The organism is Idiomarina aquatica, from assembly GCF_004362895.1.
GTDB lineage: Bacteria > Pseudomonadota > Gammaproteobacteria > Enterobacterales > Alteromonadaceae > Idiomarina.
Window position 1 is genome coordinate 186250 of sequence record NZ_SNXI01000002.1, and the last position, 21072, is coordinate 207321.

The 21072-nt window shown below is 50.8% G+C and carries 17 protein-coding genes; 14 read left to right on the top strand and 3 right to left on the bottom strand.

The features are described 5' to 3' along the window. Positions 1–164: 164 nt before the first annotated feature. Complete coding sequence (locus DEU29_RS02825; RefSeq protein ID WP_243734452.1) at positions 165–1418, top strand: HipA domain-containing protein; 1254 nt, start codon at positions 165–167, stop codon at positions 1416–1418. Continuing rightward, the gene (locus DEU29_RS02830) at positions 1411–1689 is read left to right on the top strand and encodes a helix-turn-helix domain-containing protein (protein WP_133538726.1); all 279 of its coding nucleotides are present in this window, start codon (positions 1411–1413) and stop codon (positions 1687–1689) included. Before DEU29_RS02825 ends, DEU29_RS02830 begins: the two co-directional genes overlap by 8 nt. Before the next feature lie 134 nt (positions 1690–1823). Here the strand turns inward: DEU29_RS02830 and DEU29_RS02835 are convergent, their stop codons facing one another. Further along, on the bottom strand, positions 1824–2996 hold the full coding sequence (locus tag DEU29_RS02835; protein ID WP_133538727.1) for a DcaP family trimeric outer membrane transporter: 1173 nt from the start codon (positions 2994–2996) through the stop codon (positions 1824–1826). 177 nt (positions 2997–3173) lie between these two features. On the opposite strand from DEU29_RS02835, the gene acs reads away from it, so the two are divergent. Continuing rightward, positions 3174–5114: an acetate--CoA ligase gene (acs, locus tag DEU29_RS02840; RefSeq protein ID WP_133538728.1), complete on the top strand. Its 1941-nt coding sequence runs from the start codon at positions 3174–3176 to the stop codon at positions 5112–5114. 131 nt (positions 5115–5245) lie between these two features. Here acs and DEU29_RS02845 read toward each other — a convergent pair whose 3' ends face one another. Next, the gene (locus tag DEU29_RS02845) at positions 5246–6460 is read right to left on the bottom strand and encodes a type II toxin-antitoxin system HipA family toxin (RefSeq protein ID WP_133538729.1); all 1215 of its coding nucleotides are present in this window, start codon (positions 6458–6460) and stop codon (positions 5246–5248) included. Then, entirely contained in the window at positions 6457–6714 is a 258-nt protein-coding gene (locus DEU29_RS02850) for a helix-turn-helix domain-containing protein (protein ID WP_133538730.1), read from the bottom strand. The genes DEU29_RS02845 and DEU29_RS02850 overlap by 4 nt, the downstream gene beginning before the upstream one ends. Positions 6715–6875: 161 nt before the next feature. Here DEU29_RS02850 and DEU29_RS02855 point away from each other — a divergent pair, with 161 nt between their 5' ends. From DEU29_RS02855 to DEU29_RS02905, 11 genes are all read left to right on the top strand, one after another. After that, on the top strand, positions 6876–7163 hold the full coding sequence (locus DEU29_RS02855) for a helix-turn-helix domain-containing protein (protein WP_133538731.1): 288 nt from the start codon (positions 6876–6878) through the stop codon (positions 7161–7163). Further along, a complete protein-coding gene (locus DEU29_RS02860) occupies positions 7153–8355 on the top strand; it encodes a type II toxin-antitoxin system HipA family toxin (RefSeq protein WP_133538732.1) in 1203 nt (400 codons plus the stop codon). The genes DEU29_RS02855 and DEU29_RS02860 overlap by 11 nt, the downstream gene beginning before the upstream one ends. Positions 8356–8403: 48 nt before the next feature. After that, positions 8404–9036, top strand: a complete 633-nt coding sequence (locus tag DEU29_RS02865; protein WP_133538733.1) for a response regulator — start codon at positions 8404–8406, stop codon at positions 9034–9036. Positions 9037–9136: 100 nt separating this feature from the next. Then, positions 9137–12586 carry a hybrid sensor histidine kinase/response regulator gene (locus tag DEU29_RS02870; protein WP_133538734.1) on the top strand — a complete coding sequence of 1150 codons (3450 nt, stop codon included), beginning with the start codon at positions 9137–9139 and terminating at the stop codon, positions 12584–12586. Between the two features lie 405 nt (positions 12587–12991). After that, positions 12992–13258, top strand: coding sequence for a DUF4212 domain-containing protein (locus DEU29_RS02875; RefSeq protein WP_133538735.1), 267 nt, complete (start codon positions 12992–12994; stop codon positions 13256–13258). A gap of 6 nt (positions 13259–13264) precedes the next feature. Next, on the top strand, positions 13265–14980 hold the full coding sequence (locus DEU29_RS02880) for a sodium:solute symporter family protein (protein WP_133538736.1): 1716 nt from the start codon (positions 13265–13267) through the stop codon (positions 14978–14980). A 96-nt stretch (positions 14981–15076) separates the two neighbouring features. Next, a complete protein-coding gene (locus tag DEU29_RS02885; protein WP_166635867.1) occupies positions 15077–15625 on the top strand; it encodes a response regulator transcription factor in 549 nt (182 codons plus the stop codon). Continuing rightward, complete coding sequence (locus tag DEU29_RS02890) at positions 15625–16389, top strand: YaiO family outer membrane beta-barrel protein (RefSeq protein ID WP_133538738.1); 765 nt, start codon at positions 15625–15627, stop codon at positions 16387–16389. Before DEU29_RS02885 ends, DEU29_RS02890 begins: the two co-directional genes overlap by 1 nt. Beyond that, entirely contained in the window at positions 16367–17461 is a 1095-nt protein-coding gene (locus tag DEU29_RS02895; protein ID WP_133538739.1) for a HEAT repeat domain-containing protein, read from the top strand. Before DEU29_RS02890 ends, DEU29_RS02895 begins: the two co-directional genes overlap by 23 nt. Further along, positions 17454–18875, top strand: coding sequence for a glycosyltransferase family 2 protein (locus DEU29_RS02900; RefSeq protein ID WP_133538740.1), 1422 nt, complete (start codon positions 17454–17456; stop codon positions 18873–18875). Before DEU29_RS02895 ends, DEU29_RS02900 begins: the two co-directional genes overlap by 8 nt. 364 nt (positions 18876–19239) lie before the next feature. Then, positions 19240–21072 (top strand): DUF294 nucleotidyltransferase-like domain-containing protein, encoded by a 1833-nt coding sequence (locus tag DEU29_RS02905; RefSeq protein WP_133538741.1) that lies wholly within the window; start codon positions 19240–19242, stop codon positions 21070–21072.

Here is a 21072-nt window from a genome sequence, read left to right on the forward strand (position 1 = left end):
TATGCAATCCTCAATATAAACGGTAGAATATTACCGTTTTAATGTCTATAGTACATATAAAGCGGAAACAAACTACCGGGTTGAATATGAGTGAAATAACGCTCCAGCTGTTTAATAAAGGAAGGTGGTGGGACGCTGCTCGTTTAAACTTTAAAGGCGAGCGAATGAATGACGGCGTCACATTAACCTATTTACACGAATACCTTAAAGATAGTCCACATTACGGTGTTTCTGACTGCTGGGCTTGCAGTGTCAATGCGCCGGTATCGGTCGCTCCGATAGATTATCCAAACTGGCCGGCATTGCTTGACGATTTGCTTCCCGTGGGTAAGTCCCGTGTTTGGTGGCTTAATTATTTGAATATGAGCCGACGTAGTGAGTTTGCACAAAACTATGCACTCCTCACACATGCCTGTATGTCGCCGATTGGCAATATGCGCATTAAAGAGGCGGTTCCGGCGCTTGCGGGTGTCAATGCACAGCGCTTTAATATTTCTGATGTTGCCAGGTTGCAACACGACTTTCTTGAATATGCGAATGCACAGGGGGCTGCTGTTGGTGGTGCAACAGGTGCCGGTGGCGTGGCACCTAAACTGTTGTTAATGGTGGAGGATGATCAAGTTTATATTGACGGAGACTTTGCTGGTAAACCGCTTGCTGCAATTCCTTATTTGACCAAGTTCGCTCGAAATACACGCTCGACGCGTGATAACGATATTCTGCGAGCTGAGGGCGTTTTTTACCAAGTTCTTGATGAATTGCTGGCCGATACACCGATAGAAACTATCGCCGTTAGTCATATGCTGACGCTTGAACATGAGTCACAAGTTAGTCTGTGGTTGCCCCGGTTTGATATTCAGACTAAGGATGGCGTTGCAAGTCGGATCGGTATGGAAAGCATCTATTCCATCATCAATACAGGTCCTGGTAGTTATCAGAATCATTTTGACGTAATGAGACGGGTGTGGAAAAAAATAAAAAGCAGCACATGCATGTCTAGTGATGACTTCGCAAAGCAATATTTAGCGCGAGATCTGCTTAACCTGGTGTTTGGTAATTCGGATAACCACGGACGCAATATTTCGTTTTTAAAGTTTGAGGGTGATATTCAGTTTGCACCTATTTATGATTTCGCGCCGATGAAGGCAGATCCGGAAATGGTGACACGACTGTTTAAGTGGGGGAGTGACTTTGAATCGGGCGGCCAGGTGCGATTTGATCTCATCGTTAAGGCATTGGACGATTTTTGTGCTCCGGAAGATCTTTTGGCATTTTTGAATGACTTGGCACAGCGCTTAGTTGGGGTACCTGAACGACTAGAACACTATGGTTGTCCAGAGAGTATTTTTGAGTTCCCAGCCATTGGTTTTCGCGACCTTCCGAACAAGTTAAGAAATTTTGGAGTCACCTATGACTGATCTGCCGGTAGAAAAACGCAGAGCTATAATGCAAGCAATAGAGGATGGCCTGTCGAACGGTGAGCTTTCTGTGGGTGAAGCGATAAAAATAATCCGATCTGATTTATATGGTATGAGCCAGGCGCACTATGCGCGCTTCATGGGGATATCGGATAAAACATTGCGCGATATTGAGAAAGGCAATACCGATCCACGACTATCCATAGTTACGAAACTATTAGAGTCCGGCGGCATGCGTTTATCGGCTAAAGCGGTTGGGGTGAGGGTTTAGGCTCGCTGCGCTCGCGGTTTAGGGCCTTCGGCCGGTTTAGGGTTTAACGCGCGAAGCGCCTAAACCCGTGCGCCGAAGGCAGCACGCTACACCGCGAGCGCAGCGAGCCTACCCCGGCCGAAGGCCCCAAGTGTTTAGAACTTATACATCGCCATCAATTGCAGACGATTCAAATCGCCATCAACACCGGCTTCGGTTTCGCGTGATGCTTGTGAAATTTCGGCACCGAAGGTCAGGTTAGAGGCGGCTGAATACATTACGTTAAACGCCAGGCGTTCGGTGTATTCGGTCATGTCGCCTGCCAATGTCAGCAACGCATCGTCGTTGTCAGCCCAACCGCGCGAGTAAACGACGTTGGAACGCAGTTTTTCGGTCCAGAAGTGACGGTACGCAAACGAAATGCCGGTCGAATCAATCGCTTCCAGTTCGCCATTAGCATCAATGTAAGCGCCGTTCCAGGTGTTCAGACCCAAATAGCGACCTAAACCTGAGCCGGTAGTGATTGATGCACGAATGTCGTCCATACCAAAGGTGTACTTGGCACCTAAGCTGACACCGTAACCAAAGGTGGTTTCATCGTCACCAGTTTGGCCCACATCATAGGTCAACTGACGCAACAAGACTGAACCCTGCCACGACAAATTGTCGCTCTTGCCCGAATATTTAAAGGTTACATCCGGCATAAAACCATCGCTGGAAATAATACGGCCGCCGCCGGCAGGCGTCACGGTAGTTTCAGGGTTTTCGATAGAGGCGCTAAAACCGCCCGAGGTGTAACGAATTTGTGCCTGGCGGTTAAAGATAATGCCGTCGGTAATACCGATAAAGTCGACTGACTCGGCCAGAATGTTCAGATCCTGGAAGTTTGACCAGGTTTGCCCGAAGGTCCAGTTACCGTACTTTAAGAACGCCTGACGCAAGCGCGGGTTATAGGAGTTAGAAATGCGCTCGTCACCGTCGGGGGTTAACTGAAAATCCATTTCGATGTGGCCGGTCAGCGTCTGACCGTTATCGAGTTCGGTATTGGTGGTAAAGAAGAACCGCGACTGGCGTGCATGGAAATCGGTGGTCAGGTCATCGCCTTCGCCGCCGACCGGCGTAATGCTGGGAATGTATTGTTGGCGACCAATGTTGGCGCTGGATGGCGCCTGGCCATCGGCATAATCAGACACTAACATGTCCAGTTTTACGTAACCGCCAAAGTCAAAATCAGTTTCCTGTGCTTGCGCGCCGAAGCTGGCAACGCCTAAAACAGCCGCTGCTGCCGCTGTTAATTTAAACGTGTTCTTTTTACTTGAGGCCATCATCTGTTCTCCCGTGTCAGCCAAGTTTTTATGCTTACTTTTTGTGAGCCAAGAAGCTTTATAAACGCCATTAATTCTGGGTAATTGTTCAATTTTTCGCAATCTAGACTATGGTCTAATAGTGTTCAGCCCGCGTATTCCGTACAAATGAGTCATTAAGCGAATAAGGAGGAAGTGGTAATGTCGCAACTATATAAAGTGCCGGATCACATTAAGCAAACAGCAAAATTAGATAACGACAAGTATTTAGAGCTTTACCAACAATCCGTTGATGACCCCGAAGGTTTTTGGCGTGAGCAAGGCAAACGTATTACCTGGTTCAGCCCCTATTCAAAAGTCAAAAACACCACCTTCGAGCCGGGCAACGTTAATGTTAAATGGTTTGAAGATGGCACCTTAAACGCATGCTACAACTGTGTTGACCGCCATCTTGCCGACAAAGCCGACAAAACGGCGATTATCTGGGAAGGCGACGACCCGAGTGTAGACAAACACATCACCTATCGCGAGTTACACAAAGAGGTATCTCGTTTTGCTAATGGCCTGAAAAAATTAGGTATTGGCAAAGGCGACCGCGTGGCGATCTACATGCCTATGGTACCAGAAGCAGCCTACGCGATGTTGGCTTGTGCCCGTATTGGCGCTGTTCATTCGGTCATTTTTGGTGGCTTTTCACCTAATGCCATCGCTGACCGCATTAATGACTGTGGAGCGAAGGCGATTATTACCGCCGACGAAGGCCGCCGCGGCGGCAGCACTATTGGTCTTAAAAAGAACGTCGACGCAGCGCTAAACGACGACGCCTGCCCGACGCTGGAGCACGTGATTGTCGCGCAGGTTACAGAAGGCGATGTTAACTGGACGGACGGCCGCGATGTTTGGTGGCATGAGCTAGTGGGCGATGTAAGCAGTGAATGCCAACCGGAAGTAATGGACGCCGAAGATCCGCTGTTTATTCTTTACACGTCGGGTTCAACCGGTAAGCCAAAAGGCGTTGTGCATACTACCGGTGGCTATATGGTCTACGCATCAATGACCCACGAGTATGTGTTTGATTGCCACGACGATGATATTTACTGGTGTGCGGCTGACGTCGGCTGGATTACCGGCCACTCGTATATTGTTTACGGGCCGTTTGCCAACGGCGCGACCAGCTTGATGTTCGAAGGTGTGCCAACGTATCCCGGTGTAGGCCGCATCGGCGAAATTGTCGATAAGCATAAAGTAACGATTTTATACACTGCGCCTACTGCTATTCGTGCCTTGATGGCCAAGGGCGACGAGGCGGCGAAAACCTCGACGCGCGAAAGTCTGCGCATCATGGGTAGTGTCGGCGAGCCGATTAACCCGGAAGCCTGGACCTGGTACCACGAGCGCATTGGTAACGGTAAATGCCCGATTATGGATACCTGGTGGCAGACCGAGACCGGCGGCATCATGATCACGCCGCTGCCGGGTGCTACCGATCTTAAACCGGGTTCGGCAACACGGCCGTTCTTTGGTGTTAAACCTGCGTTGGTGGACAACGAAGGCAATAAACTGGAAGGCGAAGCTGAAGGCGGTTTGATTATCGAAGACTCCTGGCCGGGACAAATGCGCACGCTGTGGGGCGATCACGAACGCTTTGAGCAAACTTACTTCTCGACCTATAAGAATGTGTACTTTACCGGTGACGGTGCACGCCGCGATGCCGATGGTTACTACTGGATCACCGGCCGTGTGGATGACGTACTAAACGTATCCGGCCACCGTTTGGGTACCGCTGAAATCGAAAGTGCGCTGGTTGCGCACGAAGCGGTTGCTGAAGCTGCTGTGGTGGGTTATCCGCACGACATCAAGGGGCAGGGTATTTATGTGTACGTGACCCCGGTTGAAGGTGTCGAGGTAACTGACGAGCTGACCAAAGAGCTGCGTAACTGGGTACGCTCTGAGTTAAGCCCGATTGCGACCCCGGATTTGATCCACTGGACAACCGGTATGCCGAAAACACGTTCCGGCAAAATCATGCGCCGTATCCTGCGCAAGATTGCTGCGAACGAGTTCGACAGCCTCGGTGATACCTCAACCCTCGCCGATCCGTCCGTGGTCGACGACCTCATCGAGCACCGCAAAAACGCATAGGTCGTGTCCCGACGATCTTGTACGTCGCGTCCTGACGCGACTGAACCCACCCGTGCGTCAGGACGCACGCTACGAGCAAGATCGTAGCTCGCGCTCTGGCGCGAGGGTGTTTGCCTGCGTCAGGACGCAGGCTACGGGTATTTGCGTTTCTTGTCATGCCGATAAGTGCTAACCGTTGCTGTTTGATGCATTGTTCGGGATAGATGCCGTGAAATGGATTCCTTTAATCCATCAATGAGCTTTACCTCTTCGCTATCTACTAAAAGCTCCTCGATACGTTGAGCAAACTCATGAATTATGTCTTTTGCGCCTCTTATTTTAAATCCAGGTCCATCGGCCAATGCAAGTAAATGACTGAACGAAGGAAACTCCTTCGAGCCCGCCATTTTCAACGCCATCTTATTATCGATGTCCTCGTAAATCAGTGTATGAGTGATGTCGAAAGGAGGACTTACAAAAACTTCACTCATGTCAGGCGTGTATTGCAGGGCAAAATTTTTGAGATGTGCATCGCCGTTGCCGATCAAGCAGTTGAACACAATGTAACGATACATGCGGGTGACTTCTTGTAAGTCATTGGTATAAAGCATAGTGGCGCGTAACAAAGCTTCGTAACCACCTTGGTATTTGGCATCAGGCGTATTCGCGCGCTTCATCAGCGTGGTAAAATCTTCATAGCCTAGCCATTGGCCATTCGGCCGGTCAAAGCGCTCGATCACAAAATGCTGCAGATCGTTAGACAGATATGTTGCCGGTGGCGCCAAACCGCAGGCATGAGCGGCTTGCATGCAAACATATTCATTCACGGTCAGTAGAGGGAAAGCTTCGTCATAAGTTTTTACAATAACCCCGGGTTGCGGGACAGTTCGGTCAGTTATGTTCGAAATACTGACTTTGGGCTGAACGCCAGAAACGGCGTTGCGTAAGTAATATCGTTCCAATAATTGTGGGAACAGCGATTCTGTACCTTGGTAGTCGAGAATATCGGTTAAAGACAAAGGCTCTACGTCATCAAGTTGGAGTTCGCTTTGGTAGCATAATTGACCGATGCCGTTGTTTTGCTGTAATGCCAATAAGTACATGTCATCCAGTTTGGCATACCGAGCAAGTCGCTCAGCAATAAATCGTCGGTTGAATCCTTCAGGTAAATTTTGACTAAAAATGGGGTGAAGCGCACCACTGTTATAACTTCGTAGGTCTCTGCGGGTCATCGTGAGCGACACAAAAACGTCATCTGAGGTCGGGTGGTAATTATAAACAGCGCCGTGCGTTAACAAGCCAAGCTTTTCATGTTGGTTGGCTACGTTAATCGACGTGATCTTTTTCGGCAGTATTTTGCTCGTCATTCGTCATCCTTAAACAAATCATCAAGATCATCCCAATCGGGCAGCGTATGCTGACGCTGCTGGATCGCTAAATCAAAATTAAGATAATGAATGTAGCGTAAAAGAATATCTAATGACCCGGTAAAACGACCATTTTCAATTTCAGACAATGTGCTCTTATGGATACCTGTGGCCTGCGCAACCTGCTGCTGCGTGAGTTTCCGGCTTTTCCGCTCAGCCGCTAAGGCTTGCCCGATAGTATTGAGAGAAGTCATTTGTTAGTCAAATAGCGAACTTTGTTAAATTAAAGCATTAAGTTTGCTATTTAGCAATAAATCATGCTTTTTATCTTTAGTCAAAATCTATGAATCACTTGATGTAGTATATTAATAGTCTATATTTAATAAATAAGTTACTAATTGATAAAATATGATAAATGAAATCTGAAGAATTCTTAACTACCCTCGGCAGTATTGTTAAACGAACCCGGTCGAAAACGATGGATCAAGCCGATTTTGCTCAGCGCGTGGGGTGTGGCGTTGCCACGCTATCGCGTTTGGAAAATGGCCAACCGGTGAATGCAGAGACCTTATTCACAGCCCTCGAACTTTTGGGTTTGCTGGACGACTATATTGCGGTCGGCGATGAGCAGAATGCACGCCTGGCCAACGCGCCGCTGCGGAAAAAACGTAAACCTGAAAGTGATTTGCCAAATGATTTCTGAAGCCTATGTTTTTGTCGAGGGACTAGAAACCGAACCGGTAGTTTGCGGAGTGGTTCATTACGATGCGGTGAACCAACTGGGGCGGTTTCGTTATGGTAAATCCTATTTGGCACGGCAAGATGCCTTTGCGCTTGATCCGATTCACTTACCGCTGACAGAAAATACCCACGAGACACGTGTCAATAAGGGGCTTTTCGGTGTATTGAGTGATGCTGGTGCTGACGCGTGGGGTCGCAAGCTAATTTTGCAACTACGCAAAACCAAACCAAAAAATGAACTCGAATTTATTATTGCCGGGGCCTCAATGGGTGTCGGGGCGCTCAGTTTTAGTCTTTCGCGGAGTAAATCGAAGTCTCCCACCAATCGAAACTCATTGGATAATTTGAATTTACTGGTAGAGGGTAAAAACAAAATCCTAGCCGCCGAAACCGTCTCGGTCGAGGTCAAAAAGGCCTTTCAGTATGGTGATTCAATGGGAGGGGCTCGACCTAAAACCGTATTAATCCATGATAACCAAATGCATTTGGTTAAATTCAACCGCAGCGACGATCTGATAAATATTTGTCGGGTAGAATTTGCCGCGATGCAGTTATTGGCTCAGATTGATGACGTCAACGTTGCAGAAACGGAATTAATCAATGGGGTTGAAGATCTGTTACTAGTGCGACGTTTTGACCGCAGTGGAACAGATGTTTCACACCACCTTATAAGTGCTAATTCGCTGCTACTGGAAGGGCATGTGAGTGAGGCTGCGTTAACAAAATGGTACTCGTACGGAGCGCTGGCCGAGTACTTACGACGATACAGCAGACGTGCCAAAGACGCGGAAGAACTCTACAAACGAATGGTGTTTAATGCCCTCATTGGTAACACCGATGATCACGGGCGCAACCATGCGTTAATTTGGCACTTAAAAGGCGGAGGTTGGCAATTGTCACCTGCTTACGATGTTTTGCCTGTTAATAATACGCGTTTACATGCAATTGGCCTGGGTGACGAAGGTCGCTTTGCCAGTCGTAAAAACTTATTATCGCAAGCCAAGCGCTTTGGTCTTTCAGCGCAAAAAGCCCAAGCAATTGTGAATGATATTCATGACTTGGTGGATGATTGGGAAGTGCATTTTTCCCGAGCGGGAGTCAGTGATGGCGATATTGAACGACTGAAGGGTATTATCCCCAGCCTTGCGCGTTAGCGGCAAGTTGGGTAGCTTATAGCAATTGCTTCGAAGATAAGAATAATTATGGCTAAGTTTTTGATTGCGGATGATCATCCGTTGTTCCGCGAGGCGTTGCAGGGTGCGCTGGGTAATCATTTTGAAGAACTGACTTTGCGTGAGGCGGAGGATCTGGACTCGACGCTGGCGGCGCTTAATCAAGATGATGACGTGGATCTGTTATTGCTTGATCTGCACATGCCGGGTAGTGGCGATCTGTATGGTCTGATCCGTGTTCGCGAAGACTTTCCGTTATTGCCGGTGGCTATTATTTCCGGCTCTGAAGATGCATCGATTGTGGCTAAATGCATTGGTTTTGGGGCGCTCGGTTTTATTCCTAAGTCGCTGTCGTCGGCGAAAATTGCCGAGGCGATTGATACAATTCTGCAGGGCGATACCTGGGTGCCTGAAGAAACCCGCGGCCGCTTGGATAGCATTACCGACGAGGATCAGGAGCTGGCGCGCAAAGTGTCTGAGCTGACACCGCAACAATATCGGGTACTGCACTTTTTGCACGAGGGCTTGCTGAATAAGCAGATTGCCTACCAGCTTAATATTACCGAAGCGACCGTTAAAGCGCATATCACCGCCATATTCCGCAAACTCGGCGTCTACAGCCGCACCCAGGCCGTGCTCGTGGCCGAGCGACTGCAGTTGTGACTTGTTTGTTACGGTAGCTCGCGCCTCTGGCGCGAGGATGTTTTTTGTGACTTGCGCCAAAGGCGCAAGCTACGATATGTTTCTTGATGGGCGCTAAACAATGACGTGGATTTTGGTGCTGGCTTCGCTGCTGTATGTGGTGTTTTTGTTTACCGTAGCGAGCTGGGGCGATCAGAAAAACTCATGGGCAAACCGGCTCAGTCACCGGCCGTTTGTCTATGCCATGTCACTGGCCATTTACTGTACCTCCTGGACCTATTACGGCGCCGTTGGTAATGCTGCCAACGAGGGTTGGGCGTTTTTCCCGATCCTGCTGGGCCCGATTCTGCTGTTCCTGTTTGGCATCCGTATCCTCGAAAAGCTGGTATCGGTCAGTAAACAGCAAAATATCACTTCGATTGCGGACTTTATTTCTTCCCGTTACGGCAAAAAACGCCGGCTAGCCGTTGTAGTTACAACCATTGCAGCGCTGGCGATTGTGCCCTATATCGCCTTGCAGCTAAAAGCTGTGGGCTTGAGCTTTTCGGTGTTAACCGAGGTAGATTCCGTCGCCAGTGAATTCTCGTTAAAAGAGCTGGGCGCCGCAGCCCTGATGGCGATGTTCGCGATGCTGTTCGGTACCCGCCACGTGGAAGTCACCGAGTACCGCAGTGGCATGATTTTAGCCATTGCAGTGGAGTCGATGATCAAGCTAGCGGCACTCATCGCCGCTGCTATATTTGCCTTCGAGCTGATTAACGACGACATGCAGTATCAGCTGGCGCAAACTTTTCAGTCGATAGAAAAACCGCAGTGGAGTCTGGCCGCATTCGGTGAGTTTGAGTTTATCGTACAAACGCTGATGGCAGCCGGCGCGATCCTTTGCCTGCCGCGGCAGTTTCACGTGGCGGTAGTCGATAACGTTAACGTTAAGCACTTAAAAACCGCGCGCTGGGGCTTCCCGTTATACCTGGCGATTACCGCAGCGGCCATTGTGCCCATTGCCGTCGCCGGAAGTATGTACTTACCCGCAGGTGCGGATGGGTCGACCTTTTCACTGCAACTACCATTGCTGCAAGACCAGTTATGGTTGTCGTTGGTGGTGTTTATCGGCGGTATTTCGGCGGCCACGGCAATGGTGATTATTGCCTCGGTAACCCTGAGTACCATGGTCACTAACGACGTGATTATGCCGCTGCTATTGCAGCGCGAATCAAAGTTGCCGCTAAAAGAACGTCGCCGCGAATACGACCGCACGCTGTTAAAATTCCGCCGCTGGGCAATAGCCGTGACCATGGCGCTGTCATTTTTATGCTATTACTTTTGGGCGTCACGTACCGACCTGGTCAGTATCGGCCTGCTGGCGTTCTCACTGGTTCTGCAACTGCTGCCAACTTTAATCGGTGCGCTGTATTGGCGCAAAGGCCATGCTCGCGGTGTTTATGCGGGCCTGACCGCGGGCTCCATCGGCTGGATCGTAGCGGTTTTGATCCCGTTATACAGCAACCTTGAATTGACCGACGTTGAGGTAATTACCCGCGGCACGGTGATCTCGCTGAGCATGAACCTGATTGCCTATATTGCATTCTCGATGCTGGCACAGCCGCGTTTAGTTGACCGTATTCAGGCCACCGCCTTTGTGAAACCGCGCGCTGCGCTACCCGATAACAACCTGCACAAAAACCATCATGCGACCAATGCCGACATGATGTTGTTGCTGAAAACCTTTTTAGGTGCCGAACGAGCGCAGCAGTTGATGTCGTATTATCAAAGCCCGGACGAAAACCAGTCTTTAAGAGCTGAAGCGGTGGCCGAGCAGCCGCTGATCCAATACGTTGAACGCGCCATTGCCGGGGTGCTGGGATCCGCCACGGCGCGCTCGTTAATCCAGGCGGCACTGCGCGACAAACAGCTGAATTTAGAAGAGGTCGTGCATTTTTTCGACGACACGACCCAGGCGCTGCAAACCCAGCAGTCGATATTGTTCAGTTCGCTGGAAAATCTGGCTCAGGGCATCAGCGTAGTCGATAAAGAGTTAAAGCTGGTGGCCTGGAACGCCCGCTACCTGGATTTGTTTGACTATCCCGAGGGCATGGTCAAGCCTGGCCAGCCGATAGCCATGTTAATTCGCTATAACGCCGAACGCGGCGAGTGCGGACCGGGTGACATCGATGAGCTAGTTAGTAAGCGCTTACGCCACATGCAAATGGGCTCGCCACACCGATTTATTCGCCGTCGCGCCGATGGGCGAGTGATCGAAATGGTCGGTAACCCGTTGCCCAGCGGCGGTTTTGTTACCAGTTTTACCGACATTACCGAGCACGTCGAGACCCAGCAAGCGCTGGAAGACGCCAATATCGATCTGGAGCAGCGGGTGGATACCCGCACCCAGGAAATTAGAGAAATAAATCAGGAGCTAACCGCCGAAATTGATCGTCGCCGCGAAGTCGAAGAGCAACTGAAAAAAGCCAAAGCCGAGGCCGAAGCCGCCAACGCATCAAAAACCCGCTTTTTAGCACTGGCCAGCCACGATATTCTGCAGCCGCTCAATGCAGCACGATTGTATTTGTCGGCGATTGACGAAAAAGAATTGTCGGAGCGCAACATCGGGCTCATCGGCAAGTTAGACACCGCATTGGGTTCAACCGAACACTTATTGTCGACGCTGTTATCCATTGCAAAAATGGACCAGGGGGCGTTGCAACCGCAATTCCGGCATATCCAGTTAAGTTCGATTTTGTCGCCTTTAGTGGAGGAATACACGGTTCTTGCTGAACAACGGCAACTGGAATTTAATGCCTTTTACAAAGATCGACCGGTGTATACAGACCCGACTTATCTGCGCCGTATTGTGCAGAACTTTTTATCCAACGCGATTAAATACACCCATACCGGCAAGGTCTTACTGGGCGTAAGAAAGCGCGGCGATTACCTGCAAATCGCGGTATGGGATACCGGCCCGGGCATTGCTGCGCAACAGCAAAACAAAGTATTCGACGCTTTTTACCGCATTCAGAACCAGAACGTCGAAGGCGTTGGTTTAGGCTTAAGCGTGGCACAGCGTATGAGTGAACAACTGGGCTGTGAACTGCAGATTAACTCGGTAGAGGGTAAAGGTTCGTGCTTCTCAGTGACCGTGCCATTGGGCAGCGCCGCGCAGATCGTGCACAAACCGCAATACCAAACCGACGAAGCACCTACGGCAGAGTTAACCTTATTGGTTGTTGACGATGACAAAGACAACCTAAACGCCGTTAAAGCTTTGCTGGAAAAATGGAATTGCGCAGCGATAACCTGCCAAAGCTACGCCAGTGCAATTGAATACGCGAAAAGCAACGCAGCCGTTGACGGCATGCTGTTAGATTACCAGCTAGGCGAGGGCGACGGCCTGGCACTGGTACACGAACTACGCCACATCTGGCAAAAAGACGACCTGCCCGGCGCACTCGTCACCGCCATGCGCGACGACACCGTCAAACACGCCGCCCGCCAGGCCAAACTGCACTTCCTGCCCAAACCGGTTAAGCCGGCGTCGCTTAAAGCACTGCTAAAATATATATCCTCCCGGTAGCTTCGGAGCGCCAGGCGCGGTAACGGTGGGCTTTGTTTGTGCTTGGGGTAGTGCCGCATGGGGACCGCTCCAAGCACGTCCGTGTGGCTTGTTTCCGGCCATCCATGGCCTCCAACATCCCCATGCGGCACTACCCCAAACCCAAACGCCCACCTAAACCTTGTTGTGTGTTTAACAAGGCGAGCGGCGAAGCCGCAAGCCGCCAGGCAAAGCGCGGCGAAGCACGCGCTGCCAAGCAAGCCGCCAACGGCAACGCCCAGCAAGCCCCGCAGGGGCGCCTAGCGCATCCAAAGGATGTGCTGTTAGACCAAAGTCCAATTCTTTTTCTTAACAACTCCATCTACATTTGTTAGCGAACAACAAGTAACGTTCAAAAAAACCATTAACAAATAAGAGGGGACGTTTATGGCATTTAAAAACGAAAGCGATGCCAAAGCGTATTGGAAAGAGAACCTCAGCTTGATGCTTAAGCTGTTGGTTGTCTGGTTTATTGTTTCCTACGGCTTTGGAATACTGCTGGTGGACGTCTTGAACCAAATCACATTCTTCGGCTTAAAGCTGGGATTCTGGTTTGCACAGCAAGGCTCAATTCTCACCTTCATCCTGCTCATCTTTATTTACATGAGGGGCATGGCCAAACTCGATAACAAATACGAAGTTCACGAGGACTAGTGCGCTATGGATATTCAAACGCTCACATTTATTATTGTCGGCCTGACCTTCGCGTTATATATCGGTATCGCAATTTGGTCTCGTGCCGGATCAACCAATGACTTCTACGTAGCCAGTGGTGGCGTACATCCCGTTGCAAACGGTATGGCGACCGCGGCGGACTGGATGTCGGCGGCGTCTTTCATTTCAATGGCGGGTATTGTTGCCTTCGCAGGCTATGACGGCTCGGTTTACCTGATGGGTTGGACCGGTGGTTATGTGCTGCTGGCGATGTGTCTTGCACCTTACTTACGTAAATTTGGTAAGTTCACGGTGCCGGACTTTATCGGTGACCGCTATTATTCACAAACCGCACGTACCATCGCGGTACTGTGTGCCATCCTGATCTGCTTTACCTACATTGCCGGCCAAATGCGCGGCGTGGGTGTGGTGTTCTCACGGTTCCTGGAAGTTGATATTGCTACCGGTGTAATCATCGGCGCGGTTATCGTGTTCTTCTACACCGTATTGGGCGGCATGAAAGGTATTACCTACACGCAGGTGGCGCAGTACATTGTATTAATGTTTGCCTACATCGTACCGGCGATTTTCTTGTCGTTGCTGATCACCGGCCACGTACTGCCGCAAACCGGCTTTGGGGCGACCATCGCAGAGGGCGTTCCGGGTTCCGGGCAGTTCTTGCTTGAACGACTAGACGGCCTATCGCAAGAACTCGGTTTTGCCGCTTACACTGAAGGTGTGCGCAGTAAAGTCGATGTGTTCTTTATCACCGCGGCTTTAATGGTCGGTACGGCGGGTCTGCCACACGTCATTGTACGCTTCTTTACGGTACCGAAAGTACGTGATGCACGCCGTTCAGCGTTCTGGGCATTGACGTTCATCTCTGTGGTTTACCTGACTGCACCTACCATTGCTGCGTTTGCTAAAGTAAACATCTTTAACACCATTAACGGTCCTGACCTGCAGGGTGTTGAATATGAAAACGCGCCAAGCTGGATCAAGAACTGGGAAAAAACCGGTCTGATCACCTGGGAAGATGAAAATGGTGACGGCAAGATGTTCTATTCGGGCGATGAGCGCAACGAAATGACCATCGACCGTGACATCATGGTATTGGCTAACCCGGAAATCGGTGAATTGCCGGCATGGGTCGTGGCACTGGTTGCAGCTGGTGGTGTTGCCGCGGCATTGTCGACCTCAGCGGGCTTGCTATTGGTTATCTCGACCTCGGTTTCGCATGACTTACTGAAACGAAATCTGATGCCGGATATAACTGATAAGAAGGAGCTGTTCTACGCCCGACTGGCCGCAGCGGTGGCGATCTTCATCTCTGTCTACTTTGGTATCTACCCGCCCGGCTTCGTTGCGCAGGTGGTGGCATTTGCCTTCGGCTTAGCCGCAGCAAGCTTCTTCCCTGCGATCATTCTGGGTATCTTCCATAAACGTATGAACCGTCAAGGTGCGGTTGCGGGTATGGTTGTGGGTATTCTGTTTACCTTCTCGTATATCGTGTTCTTCAAGTTCGTTTCACCTGAACTGAACACACCGGAGAACTGGTTATTTGGTATCTCGCCAGAAGGTATCGGTACCTTAGGTATGATCATCAACTTTGTGGTTGCCACGATCGTACACAAAATGACAGGCGATGCCCCTGAAGACATTCAGGAGCTGGTTGAGTCAATCCGCTACCCGAAAGGTGCCGGCGAAGCGACTGACCATTAAGTTAAACGTGCGCCCAAGGCGCACGCTACAGTTTGTAGTTAAACGTGCGCCCAAGGCGCACGCTACAATATTCGTACCGTGCGCCTTTGGCGCACGTTGCGCGAAGTCCCAACCAAAGCCGGTGTGGTATTTAATGCCCACCGGCTTTTTTATACGCTTGGCGCGGGCTACGCCGAGCGCGAGCAAAGCGTAGTGCTTGCGCCAGAGGCGCAAGCTACATATGCTGGAAGTACGACTGAGGAGGTGGTGGTGATTGAGAAGTCGATATTGGTGGTTGAGGACGATACGGTATTACGCGAATTGCTGGAGTATTTACTGCAGCGCGAAGGTTATCAGGTGGCCAGTTGTGCTGATGGCGCGCAGGCGCAGGAGCGGTTGCAGCAGCAATTGCCGGATTTAGTGTTATTAGACTTGCAACTACCCATCGTCTCGGGCAACGAATTGATTGCCTGGCTGCGGGCAAATTCGGATAGCGCAGCGCTACCGATTCTGGTACTGACCAGCTTGCAGGACGAGGACGATATTGCTGCCGCGTTGGATGCCGGCGCTGATGACTACATGGTAAAACCGTTTCAGCCGAAAGAGCTGCAGGCGCGGTTGCGCAAACTGTTAAAAATTCGCCCCCAAGCCAAAAGGACATCCTAATGCGTCGGTTAGTATTGCTATCGACTGCACTATTAAGTGTCGCTGCTTCAGCACAAGAATTTGAACGCGCTATCGAAGCTGGTTATGGCTTTGATAGCTTAAGCGGGCGTTACGATAACTGGCAAAATGCCTACCTTCAGTACGAACAACCCTTGGCTGAGGACACGCTGGGCTACGTTCGTTTTAATCAAACCGAGCGGTTTAACTTGTCCGACAACGAATTACTAACCGGGGTGTATCACCGTATTAATAACGACTGGCAGTTGTTTGCTGAAATCGGCGGGTCGGGAACGCAGCAAGTGCGTCCTGAGTTGCAGGGGCAGGTTATTGCAAGTCGCAGTTTGGATGATGGCTATCTGCTAAGTTTTGGCGTACACCGCACACATTGGGCATCGAGTACCAGTCAGGGTTACAGCGCGCAAATCGAACGCTATTTTGGTAACGCAGAGTGGGGTGAGTGGCGGTGGTCGTATCGTATTCGGCAGGACCATCTGCTGGGCGGTGATAATGCCCTGTCACATGCCGCAACACTAAGCCACTTTTATAAAGACTGGAGCTCGATTACGTTGGCGCTTAGCCAGGGTGAAGAGGCCGAAAAAATTGGCCCGCAACGGGTGTTAATTACCGATGTTAAGGTATTAAGTGTGTACGGACTGCATCAGCTGAATAATCGCTGGGGCTTACGCTGGTCGTTGAGTTTTAACGAGCAGGGCGCGTTTTACGACCGCCGGGGAGTGTTGCTTGGACTTCGCTATCGATTCTGACCAGCTGCTACGCTGGATGCTGAAGGCACTGTGGGTGATTGGCGCTGCCATTTTGCTCACCTGGACTTGGCTGTTTGTGCTGCGCCTGCGGCACAGCCGTGCATCACGTCGACGGGAGGTGCTGCAGCAGCAATGGCAGCGGTTCATGTTTGAATATTGTGTTGACCCCACTGCCAAGCCACCCGCGCAACACTTACTGAATGAGTTATGGCAACAATCGGCGGCTTTTTTATGGTTCCTGCAATTGTGGTCGCAGTTGCACCGTTATGTGCGCGGCGATGCCGATGAAGGTCTGGAACGGCTGGCGCGGGCAGTAAAACTGGAACGCAAAGCCCTGGAATTAATGCGAGGTCATCAGGTTCGCGTGCTTATTGCCACGGCCATTGCCATGGGTGACCTGCAGCAGCTGGCGCCGGAAACCATTAAACGGCTGCGTGAATTAACCCGGCATGAGAGCAGCATGGTGGTGCTCAGCGCATTACGGGCGTTAATGCGCCACGACCAGGAGCATGCCATAACGGTATTACTGGCGCTGGATAACTTCGTCGCACCCGAGCGCTTGGTGGCGATTGCCCGAGAATGTGACGTACAGCATTTAACCGAGGCATCGGTGGCTGCGTTACTGACCGCCAAGCCCAATCATGCCAGTTATTTGTTACGTGTTTTACACGGCATTGATATCGACTTGAGTAACCAGCAAGCTGAGCAGTTGGCCGCGCATTTTAAACAACAGCCAGAGGTTGTTGCACAGCTCATACCGTTGCTGGATCATCCCCATCATTTGCCGTTGGTCAGGCGCTTAACTCAATCTGTCGACTTGGGTGTGCGAGTGCAGGCGACACGCATGCTGGGCGAGCTTGCTGACGCGCGCGGTGATCATGAGCGTTTATGGCAGCTACTGCAGGATTCCGCCTGGTGGGTTCGCTACCGAGCGGCAGAGGCAATTTTACTGCAGCCGAGACCAGACAAAGCGCTAGTCAAAGAGCAGCTGTCAGAGCTGGGTGACTCCTTCGCCCGCAGTATGTTACTGCAGGTACAAAGTGAGCTGGGGCAGGAGGGACGCTATGTCTGAGCAAACTCCAGAATGGCTGGACAATGTTGTGATCATCGCGCAGCTGAGTTTTATTGGCTACTTTTTGCTGTTAACGCTGGTGTACGCGATTCTGAATGTAATTAGCTTTGTTGTCATACGCCGTTATATGCGCCGCTACGATAATCCGCTGTTACCGAGCAGTTTTGGGCCGTTACTGCCTCCCGTGTCGGTACTGGTGCCCGCTTACAACGAAGAGCTGAGCATTGTGGCGTCGATAAAGAGCATTCTGCAAATGGAATATCCGCGCTTTGAAGTTGTGGTGATCAACGATGGCTCTAAGGACGATACGCTGGCGCAACTGACCGCAGCGTTCGGTTTAAAGTCCTATCACGAAGCCTACCGCGAGCAATTAACTACGCAGCCTATTCGTCAATTATACCGATCGGAGCGTTACCCACAGTTACGTGTCATTGACAAAGACAATGGCGGCAAAGCCGATTCGTTAAATGCCGGCATCAATGCCTCGCGGTACCCTCTGTTTTGTGCAGTTGACGCTGATTCGATCATGCAACGCGACAGCCTCGATAAAATCGCCCGGCCGTTTATCGATGAACCGGAAACCGTCGCCGTTGGCGGCTCTATCCGAGTAGCGAATGGCTCGACTATTCGGCATGGACTCCTAAATAAAGTAGCCTTGCCTAAATCGTTACTGGCGCGGTTGCAAATTGTCGAGTACCTGCGCGCGTTTTTATTTGGCCGCATGGGCTGGTCGCCGTTAAACGGCATGTTGATTATATCCGGTGCTTTCGGCTTGTTCCGTAAAAAGGCCGTGCTGGCCTGCGGCGGTTACCAGGCCAGTACCGTTGGTGAAGACATGGAGTTGGTCACACGTCTGCACCAGTACATGAACCACAGTAATCAGCAATACAAAATTACCTTTGTACCCGACCCGGTTTGCTGGACCGAAGCGCCTGAAGATCTCACCACGCTTAAGAATCAACGCATTCGTTGGCAACGTGGATTACTGGAAAGTCTGACCAAAAACTTTGGTTTAATGTGGTCAGCAAAAGGTAAAGCCGCCGGCTGGGTGGCATTTCCGTTTATGTTGTTTTTTGAGGGGATAGGACCGTTAATTGAATTATTGGCTTACGTGCTCACTGGTTATTTTTTTGCCGCCGGTCTGGTGGATGTCGAGTTTACTTTGGCTTTTTTAATCGCAGCTTTCGGCTTCGGGATCTTCATCTCAATATTTTCACTGATTCTGGAAGAACTCACCTTCCGAACTTATCAGTCAAAGCGCGATTTAATGCGCTTAATCTTAGTCGCAATTCTGGAAAACTTTGGTTACCGACAATTAAATAGTTGGTGGCGTCTGCGGGGTTTATGGCAGTTTGCCCGCGGACGTCGCCACAATTGGGGCAAGATGAAACGGGTTGGTAGCTTGGGGAACTAGCGCTAGGCACGTGCTTCGCCGTGCCTTGCTGGGCTCTCGCTGCGCTCGCCTTGCTAAACATAAGAGCGGGTTGGGTATGGGCGTTTGGGTGTGGGGTGGTGGCGCACGGGGATGTTGGAGGGCATGGATGCCCGGAAACAAGCCACACGGACGTGCTTGAAGCGGTCCCCGTGCGCCACCACCCCATACCCAAACAAAGCCCATAGCCATCCCATTCCGCGTTTGTGTTTAGCAAGGCGCGACAGCGCCGCCAAGCAAAGCGAGCGTAGCGAAGCCGCCAAGCAAAGCGCGGCGAAGCACGCGCTGCCGAGCAAGCAGCCGCAGGCTGCGCCTAGCACTCGAATTCGAGCAGAGGATATAAAAAATGGAACCCGATAGCTTTTTAGAAGACTGCCCGCCGTTTGATGAGCTTGAAGCTGAGCAACGACGTTGGGCCGTATCGCAGTTGCAGTCCGTCTATATGAACGAACAAAACTGTAATGAAATTATGCATGACATGCGGCCGGCGCTGTTTATCGTTCGTTCCGGTGTTTATGACTTGCGTAGCGGTGAGGGACGCTTGATTGACCGGTTGGAAAGTGGTGACTTATTTGGTTTTCCGTCGTTGTTGACCGGGCGTGAGATTGTAAACCGCTTAACGACTATCGAAGATGGCATTGTGTATGTGCTGCCGCAACACGCCTTTGATCGCTTGCGAAATGCCTCGAAGCAGTTCGAACAATATTTTATCCGTGCGCACGGCGAGCGACTGTTGACCGAAAAAGGCGGTGGTGACGGCAGTGGTGATGACTGGACCGAGCAAACGGTGGGCTCGGTAGTGACTATGGCGCCGGTGAGTTTGGCAAGCGATACGTCGATTCAGGATGCAGCCAAACTGATGGCTGAGCACGGTATTAGCTCGGTGTTGGTAGTGGATGATGGTCAGTTAGTAGGTATTTTAACGGATCGGGATTTGCGTAATCGGGTTATTGCTCAGGGCTTGTCGTACGAAGTTAACGTTGCCGCGGTAATGACGCAGCTGCCGGAGTCGGTTGAGGAGAATCGCTCCCTGCTGGATGCGTTAACCACCATGACGGCCAGTAACGTGCACCATTTACCGGTGGTAAATAGCAAGAACCAACCGGTGGGGATGGTGACAGCGACCGACTTGATCCGTCAGCAGCGCAGCGAGCCGGTGTATCTGATTAGTGCTATTCGTAAAGCGGAGAGTCGCGAGCAACTGATCCAGGAAGCGCAAAAGGTGCCTGAATACTTAAAAACCTTTGCCAACCGCGTAAAACGCACAACTGTGGTAGGGCAACTGATGGCGTCGTTAACCGACGGTATGACGCGGCAACTCATTCAACTGTATGAAAAACAATACGGCGCGGCACCGGCGCAATATAGCTGGCTGGCGTTTGGATCGCAGGGCCGGGAAGACCAAACGCTAAGTTCCGATCAGGATAATGGTTTGTTGCTTGCCAATGGCTTAACAGAAAAGCAAAAAGACTGGTTTAAGGGCCTGGGAGAGTATGTCTGCGAAGGGCTGCATGAATGCGGTATTCCGCTGTGCCCGGGTAATATCATGGCGTCAAATCCGGAGTGTCGCGGCACCACCGACGAATGGTTACAACGATTCAAAAAGTGGACCCAAAGCCCAACTCCGAAAGCGTTGATGTATTGTCAGATATTTTTTGACAGTCGGGCCGTAGTGGGCAATGGACGGTTTTACCAGAACTACCGCGAACAGGTTGCTAAATTAGCGCAAAACGAGATGTTTTTGGGTAACTTAGCCATGTTAGTTAACCGCATCTCGGTACCCTTAGGTTTGTTTAATCGCTTTAGAACCGAGGATACTGACGATGGCGATACCATTGATATTAAACGCTATGGTATTGCCCTGATTAACGATATTGCCCGCATCTATTCACTGCAGGCAGGTTTAACCGAGCCGAGCACGCCGGTGCGGCTAAAAGCGTTGCAGAATAGTAAGTTACTTAACCAGCGAGATAACGAATCCTTGTTGGAAGCATGGCAATTTCTGACCCAGTTGCGGCTTAACCACCAACTCGCTGTGTGGGATACTGACAAACCGAAAAATGCACTGGACCCGGATGCGCTCAGTACGCTATCACGCCGCCAACTCAAGTCTGCGTTTAAAATTATTAAAGAAGCGCAGCAGGGCGTCGGTCTTAAGTTCAGCCGCCAGGGATATTAA

Bases quoted from the DNA above. Each gene is read 5' to 3' on its own strand.
- DEU29_RS02825 (WP_243734452.1), top strand. From the start codon at position 165: ATGAATGACGGCGTCACATTAACCTATTTACACGAATACCTTAAAGAT.
- DEU29_RS02830 (WP_133538726.1), top strand. From the start codon at position 1,411: ATGACTGATCTGCCGGTAGAAAAACGCAGAGCTATAATGCAAGCAATA.
- DEU29_RS02835 (WP_133538727.1), bottom strand. From the start codon at position 2,996: ATGATGGCCTCAAGTAAAAAGAACACGTTTAAATTAACAGCGGCAGCA.
- acs (WP_133538728.1), top strand. From the start codon at position 3,174: ATGTCGCAACTATATAAAGTGCCGGATCACATTAAGCAAACAGCAAAA.
- DEU29_RS02845 (WP_133538729.1), bottom strand. From the start codon at position 6,460: ATGACGAGCAAAATACTGCCGAAAAAGATCACGTCGATTAACGTAGCC.
- DEU29_RS02850 (WP_133538730.1), bottom strand. From the start codon at position 6,714: ATGACTTCTCTCAATACTATCGGGCAAGCCTTAGCGGCTGAGCGGAAA.
- DEU29_RS02855 (WP_133538731.1), top strand. From the start codon at position 6,876: ATGAAATCTGAAGAATTCTTAACTACCCTCGGCAGTATTGTTAAACGA.
- DEU29_RS02860 (WP_133538732.1), top strand. From the start codon at position 7,153: ATGATTTCTGAAGCCTATGTTTTTGTCGAGGGACTAGAAACCGAACCG.
- DEU29_RS02865 (WP_133538733.1), top strand. From the start codon at position 8,404: ATGGCTAAGTTTTTGATTGCGGATGATCATCCGTTGTTCCGCGAGGCG.
- DEU29_RS02870 (WP_133538734.1), top strand. From the start codon at position 9,137: ATGACGTGGATTTTGGTGCTGGCTTCGCTGCTGTATGTGGTGTTTTTG.
- DEU29_RS02875 (WP_133538735.1), top strand. From the start codon at position 12,992: ATGGCATTTAAAAACGAAAGCGATGCCAAAGCGTATTGGAAAGAGAAC.
- DEU29_RS02880 (WP_133538736.1), top strand. From the start codon at position 13,265: ATGGATATTCAAACGCTCACATTTATTATTGTCGGCCTGACCTTCGCG.
- DEU29_RS02890 (WP_133538738.1), top strand. From the start codon at position 15,625: ATGCGTCGGTTAGTATTGCTATCGACTGCACTATTAAGTGTCGCTGCT.
- DEU29_RS02900 (WP_133538740.1), top strand. From the start codon at position 17,454: ATGTCTGAGCAAACTCCAGAATGGCTGGACAATGTTGTGATCATCGCG.
- DEU29_RS02905 (WP_133538741.1), top strand. From the start codon at position 19,240: ATGGAACCCGATAGCTTTTTAGAAGACTGCCCGCCGTTTGATGAGCTT.